Below are 8386 nucleotides of genomic sequence, written 5' to 3'. Positions count from 1 at the left end.
AGCTGGGAGAGCGCCTGCATGGCATGCAGGAGGTCAGCGGTTCGATCCCGCTTAGCTCCACCATTTCTGCCAGGGTTCACGCAAGTGAATCTTCGCGAAGGTTACGTCCCCTTCGTCTAGTGGCCTAGGACACCGCCCTTTCACGGCGGTAACAGGGGTTCGAGTCCCCTAGGGGACGCCATTTTTACCCGCGTTTTGCGGGACTTTGAAGGCTCATTCGATTATTGAATGGGCCTTTTGTTTTTCTTATCTCCCTAAAATTGTCTGCCGACAAACGGCCGCAGATTCCGCTTGCCAAAAAATATGATGAGAATAATATTTCGATCATCATATTTCGCCCTGTGAGCGCCGAATGAGCGACAAGAAGAGCAGAACCCGCGAACGCATACTGGAGGCTGCCCGCAGTGCGCTGATCCAGCACGGGCCGGCCGAGCCCAGTGTCAGCCAGGTGATGGGGGCTGCTGGGCTGACCGTTGGGGGCTTCTACGCCCATTTCGACAGCAAGGACGACTTGATGCTCGAAGCGTTTCGCCAGCTGTTGGGAGAGCGCCGCGCCTTGCTCGCGCAGATCGACCCCAACCTCGATGGTGCAGGGCGGCGGGCACTGGCCGGCGCCTTCTACCTGTCGCGCAAGCACCGGGATGCCGAAGTGCACGCATGCCCCTTGCCCAACTCGCTGGGCGAAATGCAGCGCCTCCCTGAGGCCTTTCGTGAGGTGCTGGCCGAGCACATCGAGTTGATGACTGTCGCGATGGTTGACCGCCCTGAAGACGCCGACAAGGCGCTGGCCGACCTGGCGCTGATGGTTGGCGGCCTGGCGTTGGCCCGGGCACTGGGTACCAGTGATCTGTCTGACCGCATTCTGCGCGCCGCCAAATCGGCGGTGCTTTAACCCTGGAGCATGGCGATGACTACCCTGAGCTGGATTCGTGGTGTCAATGGCACCCTGGGCCGCCTGGCCCCCGAGCACGTCGCGGGCAAGATGCGCCGTGCCTTCATGACCCCGCGCAACCTGCCGCCGCGGCACTGGGAGTTGCCCCTGCTGGCCAGTGCCGAGCGCATCACCTTGCGCTTTGGCCTGTCTGCATTGCGCTGGGGGCAGGGGCCTACCGTGCTGCTGATGCATGGTTGGGAGGGCAGGCCCACTCAGTTTGCCGCCTTGATCGAAACCCTGGTTCAGGCAGGGTACACGGTGGTGTCGCTGGAAGGGCCGGGGCATGGCCGTTCGCCCGGTCAGCAGGCGAATGTGGTGCTGTTTGCCCGCGCGCTGCTGGAAGCTGCCGCCGAGTTGCCGCCCCTGCGCGCGGTGATCGGCCACTCGATGGGCGGTGCCAGTGTGTTGCTGGCCCTGCAGATGGGGTTGCGCACGGAAGCGGCGGTGAGCATCGCTGCCCCGGCCCGGCTGCTGGGCGTGCTGCGTGGCTTTGCCCGGCGCTTGGGGTTGCCAGCACGGGCGCGGGCGGCGTTCATTCGCCAGGTGGAACGCGACGTCGGCATGCAGATTGCCCGGCTGGATGTCAGTGGTTACCAACTGGAGCTCCCGGGTCTGGTGGTGCATGCCGCCGATGACGTTCTGGTGCCTGCCGATGAGGCCGATATTATTCACAAAGCCTGGTTCGACAGCCGCTTGCTGGTGTTGGAGGAAGGCGGCCATCAGCGGGTGCTGGCCGACCCACGGCTGAGTGTCGCCGTGCTCGAATTGCTGGCCCGCGCCGACGTGCCAGCGCGACAAACTGCCTGAGGGTGTTGCCGGCGATGAGGCCGGTAAATCTGCCACAGGGGCTGGACATTACCCCGCAGGTCGCTGCTAAATCGGCTTTTGTGCCAAGGAAGCGAACATGAGCTGGGACCTGGCAACACCCTTCGTCATCGACCTGCGCGTCAGCAGCGAGGACATCGACGGCCTCGGTCACGCCAATAACGCGGTCTACGTTACCTGGCTGGAGCGCTGTGCCTGGCGTCACTCCCAGCGTCTGGGCCTGGACCTGGCCGAGTACCGGCGGCTGGATCGGGCCATGGCGGTGGTGCGCCACGAAATCGACTACCTGGCTGCCGCCTACGAAGACGACGAACTGCAACTGGCCACCTGGATCATCGACTGGGACCAGCGCTTGCGCATGACCCGGCGTTTCCAGCTCAAGCGCCCGCGTGACGGCGTAACTCTTTTGCGCGCCCAAACCACGTTTGCCTGCATCGAGCTGTCCAGCGGCAAACCCCGGCGCATGCCGGCAGAATTCCTCGACGGTTACGGCCCGGCGCTGATCGGCGCCTGATACCCCGGTGTTTTTTGCTAGACTGCCGGCTTTTCCGCCGAGACCCCGACATGCAAATTGCCCTGGCCCCCATGGAGGGGCTGGTCGACAACATCCTGCGCGACGTGCTGACCCGCGTGGGCGGTATCGACTGGTGCGTCACCGAGTTCATTCGCGTGTGCGACCGCCTGTTGCCGCCTGCCTCGTTCCACAAGCTGGCGCCCGAGTTGCGCCAGGGCGCGCTGACGGCTGCCGGGGTGCCGATGCGCGTGCAGCTGCTAGGCTCTGACCCTGTTTGCCTGGCGGAGAACGCCGCGCTGGCCTGCGAGCTGGGTGCGCCGGTGATCGACTTGAACTTCGGTTGCCCGGCCAAGACCGTGAACAAGTCTCGCGGTGGCGCGGTACTGCTGAAGGAGCCGGAGTTGTTGCACGCCATCGTGCGTGAAGTGCGCCGCGCAGTGCCGGCACATATCCCGGTGACCTCAAAAATGCGCCTGGGCTTCGATAGCCCGGAGGGTGCGCTGGATTGCGCCACCGCGCTGGCCGAAGGCGGTTCGGCGCACCTGGTGGTGCATGCGCGCACCAAGGTCGAGGGCTACAAGCCGCCGGCCCACTGGGAGTGGGTGGCGAGGGTGCAGGACGTGGTCAAGGTGCCGGTGTTCGCCAACGGCGAGATCTGGACCGTCGACGACTGGCGACGTTGCCGGGAGGTCAGTGGCGCCGAAGACATCATGCTCGGTCGCGGGCTGGTTTCGCGTCCGGACCTGGGCCTGCAGATCGCTGCGGCACGGGATGGGCGCGAGTACCAGCCGATGAGCTGGAATGACCTGCTGCCGTTGCTGCGCGAGTTCTGGCGCCAGGCCCAGGCCAAACTGTCACCGCGCTACGCGCCGGGCCGGATGAAGCAGTGGCTGGCCATGCTGACCCGCAGTTATCCCGAGGCGGTGGTGCTGTTTGCCGAGTTGCGCCGGGAAGATGACTGCGCGCGGATCAGCCGGTTGCTGGGGGTGGAGGTGCAGGCTTTGGAGGCCTGTGTTGCCTGATCTGGCCTCTTCGCGGGCGCGCCCGCTCCCACAGGTAGTGCACGGGTACTGAGCTCTGTGGTGATCTTGTGGGAGCGGGCATGCCCGCGAAAAGGGCTACACCGATTTCAAATTTTTTATCATTGCCCCTTGAAAGCGTTTCCCTAGGCCATATCTCTTGAGTACGCGATGCCGAAGTCGGGTCGCGTAGTGACTTACTTGCTGAATCTCAGGAGTTAATGACCATGACCACCGCTTTCTCTCTCGCTCCACTGTTCCGCCATTCCGTTGGTTTCGACCGGTTCAACGACCTGTTCGAATCCGCGGCACGTAACGAGGCCGGTAGCAGCTACCCGCCCTACAACGTGGAAAAGCATGGCGATGACCACTACCGCATCGTGGTTGCCGCAGCCGGTTTCCAGGAACAGGACCTCGACCTGCAGGTCGAAAAGGGTGTCCTGACCGTTACCGGTGGCAAGCGTGATAATGGCCCCGCCGAGGTGACCTACCTGCACCAGGGCATCGCGCAACGCGCCTTCAAGCTGTCGTTCCGCCTGGCAGACCATATCGAAGTGAAGGCCGCCGGCCTGGCCAACGGCCTGCTCAGCATCGACCTGCTGCGCATCGTGCCTGAAGAAGCCAAGGCCAAGCGCATTCCGATCAACGGCGATAAGCCAGCGCTGAACTGATTGTGTTGATGTGAAGAAGGGCACCCTCGGGTGCCCTTCTTGTTATGCCCTTGGCAGGGTCACGGCGGCGCCAGGGTCAGTAGCCCGCCGGCGCCTCCAGCAACATCTGCCGAAACTCCGGTAACGGCAACGGCCGGCTGTGCAGATACCCTTGGTACAGGTGGCACCCTAGCCGCTCCAGGAACTCCAGCTGTTCGGTCAGCTCCACCCCCTCGGCAATCACCGCCAGGTCCAGGCTGCGGGCCATGGCGACGATGGCGCGGACGATTTCCGCGTCGTTCGGGTCCACGGGTGCATCGCGCACAAAGGTCTGGTCGATCTTCAGGGCATCCACCGGCAGGCGCTTCAGATACGTCAGCGAGGAATAGCCCGTGCCGAAGTCATCCATTGCAAAACTCACCCCGTAGCGCTTCAGTTCGCGCATCTTGCTGATGGTGTCTTCCAGGTTCTGGATGACAATGCCTTCGGTAATCTCCAGCTTCAGCATTTGCCGTGGCAGGCGGTAGTCGTCGAGGCTGCGCAATACCCGCCCAACGAAATCATTCTGGCGGAATTGCCGTGGGCTGATGTTCACGCACAGGCTGAAATCATCGGCGTCGATCAGCCCGTCGGCCAGCATGCGCGCACAAGCATCGCACGCTTCGTCGAGGATCCAGCTGCCAACCTCCAGGATCAGGCCGCTTTCTTCCAGTACCTGGATGAACTGCGCCGGCGGCTGCTGGCCGAGTTGCGGGTGGTGCCAGCGCAACAGTACTTCGGCGCCGACGATGCGGTTGTCGCGTGCATCCACCTGTGGCTGATAGTGCAGTGCCAGCTCCCCGCGGGCCAGGGCCAGGCGCAGGTCGTTTTCCATGCGCAGGCGCTCGCTGGCGGCCTTCTGCATGGTGGTGTGGAAAAGCTGGGTGGTATTGCGCCCGGAGTCCTTGGCCCGGTACAGGGCGATGTCGGCGCGCTTGAGCAGGTCGGCCGGGGTGGTGCCATGGTCGGGGATCAGTGCCACGCCGATGCTTGGCGTTACCTGCAGGCGCTGGCCATCCAGCGACATCGGCTCGGCCAACAGCTCGCGCAGGGTGTCGGCCAGTTCGCGGACCTTTTCTTCCACCACTTCGCGGCTGCCTTCCAGGCCGCTGAGCAGCACCACGAACTCGTCGCCACCCAGGCGTGCGACGGTGTCCTCCAGGCGTACGCTGGCCTCCAGTCGGGCGGTGATGATCTTCAGCACCGTATCGCCCACCGGGTGGCCCAGTGAGTCGTTGATGTGCTTGAAGTGGTCGAGGTCAAGGAACAACAGGGCGCCGCGCAGGTTGTGGCGCTTGAGCAGGGCGATCTGCTGGCTCAAGCGGTCCATCAGCAACGCGCGGTTGGGCAGGTTGGTCAGCGGATCGTGGTAGGCGAGGTGGCGGATCTGCGCCTGGGCGTTCTTCAGCTGGCTGACGTCGCGAGCATTGAGCAGCAGGCATTCCACTTCGTTGAGGGTGATCGGCTCCACCGATACTTCCACGGTAAGAATGTCGCCGCGCTTGTTGCGCCCGAGCATTTCGCGGTGATGCACCCGGCCGCGCTCGCGCAACTCGGCCAACAACGCGCTGCGTTGCTTGTCGTCCGCCCAGATGCCGATCTCGTACACCGTATGGCCGATCACTTCGGCAGCGCTATAGCCGGTCAGGCGGCAGAAGCCGTCGTTGATCTCCAGGTAACGGCCGCTGTGGCGTTCGGTGATGGTGATGGCGTCGGGGCTGGAGTGGAAGGCCTTGGCGAACTTCTCCTCGCTCGATTTGAGCGCCGCCTCGGCGCGTTGCTGCTGGGTGATGTCACGCAGGGTGGTGACGCTGCAGGGCTGGTCGTCGACGGTGATCAGGCGGCTGGATATCACGCACGTTAGCGGTGCGCCGCTGCGGTGGTTGACCACCACTGCGACGTTGCTCAGGGCCTGTTCGCGGATGACCCGTTCGATACGTTGTGCGCGCTCGATGGACTCGGCCCACAGGCCGATTTCCTCGGCGGTGCGGCCAAGCACCTGCTCGGTATTCCAGCCGAAGGTCTGGGTGAATGCCGGGTTGATCTCGATGAACTGGCCAGTGTCCTGGCGTGTAACGCAGATTGGGTCGGGGCTGACCTGGAACAGGCTGGCGAATTTCTCTTCCGAGGCGCTCAGGCGCTGCTCGCGCTCCACCTGGTCAGTGATGTCGAGCAAGGTACCGGCCATGCGCAGCGGGTTGCCCTGCTCGTCGCGGTACAACCGGGCGCGGCTTTCGATGTAGCGCGAAATGCCGTTTTCCAGCTGCACCCGGTAGGTGATCTGGTAGTTGCCAGCGGGCCCTTCGCGCAAGCTGCGGTAGGCTTGGCGCATCGAGTTGCGCTCCTGTTCCGGTACCCCCTCGAAAAACGCGTCGAACGATTCGTGGAAGGGGATCGGCGGCAGGCCGTGCAGTTGCGCGGCGCGGGCCGAGCCGTAGAGCATGCCGCTGGGGATGTGCCAGTCCCAGGTGCCCAGCTGCGCCGAGTCCAGGGCCAGGTCCAGGCGTTCCTGGCTGTCTTTCAGCGCCTGCTCGGCGCGCTTGCGTTCGGTGGTGTCGACGAAGGTGCTGATAAGAAAAGTCACCCCCTCCAGCTCGATGCCCTGGGTGCAGAGAATGCCGTCGTGGATTTTGCCGCTGGTGGCGCGGAACTGCACCTCCATGATCAGCGGGCCGCCGTTGGCGCGGGTCGATTCCATCACCTGGTGGCGCTGTTCCGGGTTGACCCACAGGCCCAGTTCCAGGCTGGTCTTGCCGATCACCTGGGTGCCGGGCCAGCCGAACATGTCCTCGAAATGCTGGTTGACCTCGAAAATCATGCCGTCGTGGCGCCGGGTCAGCAAAATGGCGTTGGGGCTGAGGTGGAACAGCGTGGCGAAGCGCTTTTCCGAGTTGATCAGCGCCGTTTCCCGCTCGCGCTGGCGGGTGATCTCGCGGATCACCCCGATCATCTGCGCTCGGCCGTGCTGGTCGTGGGTCAGGCTGCCGTTGATTTCCAGCCAGTGCAGGGTGCCGTCCGGCCAGCGAATGCGGTGGCGCATGGCCTGTTCCACCGGCTCGCCGTTGAATATCGCCTGGAACACCTGTCGCGTGCGGGCGCGGTCCTCCTCGGGCAGTAGGTCGAGGTAATCGACATCGGCCGGCAGCGGCCGTTGCGGGTCGAAGCCGAACAGCGCCTGGGTGCCGCGCGACCAGCTGACCCGGCCGCTTTCGATATCCCATAGCCAGGCCCCCAGGCGCGCGCCGTTGAGCGCGGCCAGCAGTTGCGGGGCGTTCTGCCAGGCTTGTTCGGACTCTTCGGGGTCGGCCGCGGGTATTCTCGGCAGGCGCAAAAAGCGGTTAGCTGATTTGGGCATCGGTACCAGACCTTTGGCGAATAACGCGTCCTTGGAGTTGGAAATGCCGGGCTGACGGCCGGTCAGGCGGACCCTGCGTGGCTGTCGAGCAGGGCCATGAATGCCCTGGCGGCGTTCGATAGCGTACGCTCCGTGTGCAGAATGTAGCCTAGCTGGCGCGACAGCTGTATGCCGGGCAATGCGATGGGTGCAACCTGGTCGTCGAGCATGGTGCGTGGCAGCACACTCCAGGCCAGGCCGATCGACACCATCATCTTGATGGTTTCCAGGTAGTTGGTGCTCATGGCGATGTTCGGCGTCAGCCCTTGGCTTTCGAACAGGCGCTGCACGATATGGTGGGTGAAGGTGTTGCCGCCGGGGAACACCGCAGGGTGGCGAGCGACATCGGCCAGGCTGACCGCCTGGTTGTTGGCCAGTGGGTGCTCGGGCGCAGCGACGAAGTCGAGGGCGTCGTCCCACACCGGCACGGCCTTGACCAGGTGGTGTGGCTCGGGGGCCAGGGTGATCACGGCAATCTCGGCGCGGCCATGCAGAATCTCGTCGTAGGCCTGTTCCGAATCCATGAACTGGATATCCAGCGCAACCGCCGGGTGTTCGCGGGTGAACGCCCGCAGCAGCGGGGGCAGGCGGTGCAGGCCGATGTGGTGGCTGGTGGCCAGGGTCAGGCGACCGCTCACGGCGCCGTTGAGGTTGGTCAGCGCCCGTCGGGTATCATCGAGGACGTTGAGGATCTGGTAGGCCCGTGGCAGTAGCGCGCGCCCGGCCTCGGTCAGGGTTACTTCGCGGCCCAGGCGGTCGAACAGGCGCACGTCCAGCTGCTGCTCCAACCCGGCGATACGTTTGCTGATAGCCGGTTGGGTCAGGAACAGGCGTTCGGCCGCCCCTGAAAAACTGCCGGTTTCGGCGATGGCGATAAAGGCGCTGAGGTTGGCCAGGTCCATGGAGTTGTATTCCTTTGGGTTATCCAAAGCATAAAAAATATGAATTTGAGTTATTCAATCTAACCCCATAGCATCGTCCATACAAGCCAAGGGGTTTTTGGCATAGAAA

Annotated in this window: 7 protein-coding genes and 1 tRNA gene; 6 read left to right on the top strand and 2 right to left on the bottom strand. The window is 63.9% G+C overall.

Annotated features, from left to right (window positions below):
* The first annotated feature begins 105 nt into the window (after positions 1-105).
* From E8E68_RS04770 to E8E68_RS04745, 6 genes are all read left to right on the top strand, one after another.
* A tRNA-Glu gene (locus E8E68_RS04770) sits at positions 106-181 on the top strand.
* 171 nt (positions 182-352) lie between these two features.
* The gene (locus E8E68_RS04765) at positions 353-892 is read left to right on the top strand and encodes a TetR/AcrR family transcriptional regulator (RefSeq protein ID WP_280339962.1); all 540 of its coding nucleotides are present in this window, start codon (positions 353-355) and stop codon (positions 890-892) included.
* A gap of 15 nt (positions 893-907) precedes the next feature.
* On the top strand, positions 908-1741 hold the full coding sequence (locus E8E68_RS04760; RefSeq protein WP_266033016.1) for an alpha/beta fold hydrolase: 834 nt from the start codon (positions 908-910) through the stop codon (positions 1739-1741).
* Between the two features lie 97 nt (positions 1742-1838).
* Positions 1839-2273, top strand: a complete 435-nt coding sequence (locus E8E68_RS04755; protein ID WP_266033012.1) for a thioesterase family protein — start codon at positions 1839-1841, stop codon at positions 2271-2273.
* Between the two features lie 50 nt (positions 2274-2323).
* Positions 2324-3295: a tRNA-dihydrouridine synthase gene (locus tag E8E68_RS04750; protein ID WP_110744518.1), complete on the top strand. Its 972-nt coding sequence runs from the start codon at positions 2324-2326 to the stop codon at positions 3293-3295.
* Between the two features lie 224 nt (positions 3296-3519).
* Positions 3520-3963 carry an Hsp20 family protein gene (locus E8E68_RS04745; protein ID WP_110744517.1) on the top strand — a complete coding sequence of 148 codons (444 nt, stop codon included), beginning with the start codon at positions 3520-3522 and terminating at the stop codon, positions 3961-3963.
* A 76-nt stretch (positions 3964-4039) separates the two neighbouring features.
* Here E8E68_RS04745 and E8E68_RS04740 read toward each other — a convergent pair whose 3' ends face one another.
* Together E8E68_RS04740 and E8E68_RS04735 are read right to left on the bottom strand one after the other, a co-directional pair.
* Positions 4040-7336: a PAS domain S-box protein gene (locus E8E68_RS04740; RefSeq protein WP_266033007.1), complete on the bottom strand. Its 3297-nt coding sequence runs from the start codon at positions 7334-7336 to the stop codon at positions 4040-4042.
* A gap of 62 nt (positions 7337-7398) precedes the next feature.
* Positions 7399-8277: a LysR family transcriptional regulator gene (locus E8E68_RS04735; RefSeq protein WP_266033004.1), complete on the bottom strand. Its 879-nt coding sequence runs from the start codon at positions 8275-8277 to the stop codon at positions 7399-7401.
* Positions 8278-8386 lie beyond the last annotated feature (109 nt).

This window comes from Pseudomonas sp. BN607, from assembly GCF_029871175.1.
Classification (GTDB): domain Bacteria; phylum Pseudomonadota; class Gammaproteobacteria; order Pseudomonadales; family Pseudomonadaceae; genus Aquipseudomonas.
This window is presented reverse-complemented; position numbering and strand designations above follow the sequence as displayed.

Bases quoted from the DNA above. Each gene is read 5' to 3' on its own strand.
- E8E68_RS04765 (WP_280339962.1), top strand. From the start codon at position 353: ATGAGCGACAAGAAGAGCAGAACCCGCGAACGCATACTGGAGGCTGCC.
- E8E68_RS04760 (WP_266033016.1), top strand. From the start codon at position 908: ATGACTACCCTGAGCTGGATTCGTGGTGTCAATGGCACCCTGGGCCGC.
- E8E68_RS04755 (WP_266033012.1), top strand. From the start codon at position 1,839: ATGAGCTGGGACCTGGCAACACCCTTCGTCATCGACCTGCGCGTCAGC.
- E8E68_RS04750 (WP_110744518.1), top strand. From the start codon at position 2,324: ATGCAAATTGCCCTGGCCCCCATGGAGGGGCTGGTCGACAACATCCTG.
- E8E68_RS04745 (WP_110744517.1), top strand. From the start codon at position 3,520: ATGACCACCGCTTTCTCTCTCGCTCCACTGTTCCGCCATTCCGTTGGT.
- E8E68_RS04740 (WP_266033007.1), bottom strand. From the start codon at position 7,336: ATGCCCAAATCAGCTAACCGCTTTTTGCGCCTGCCGAGAATACCCGCG.
- E8E68_RS04735 (WP_266033004.1), bottom strand. From the start codon at position 8,277: ATGGACCTGGCCAACCTCAGCGCCTTTATCGCCATCGCCGAAACCGGC.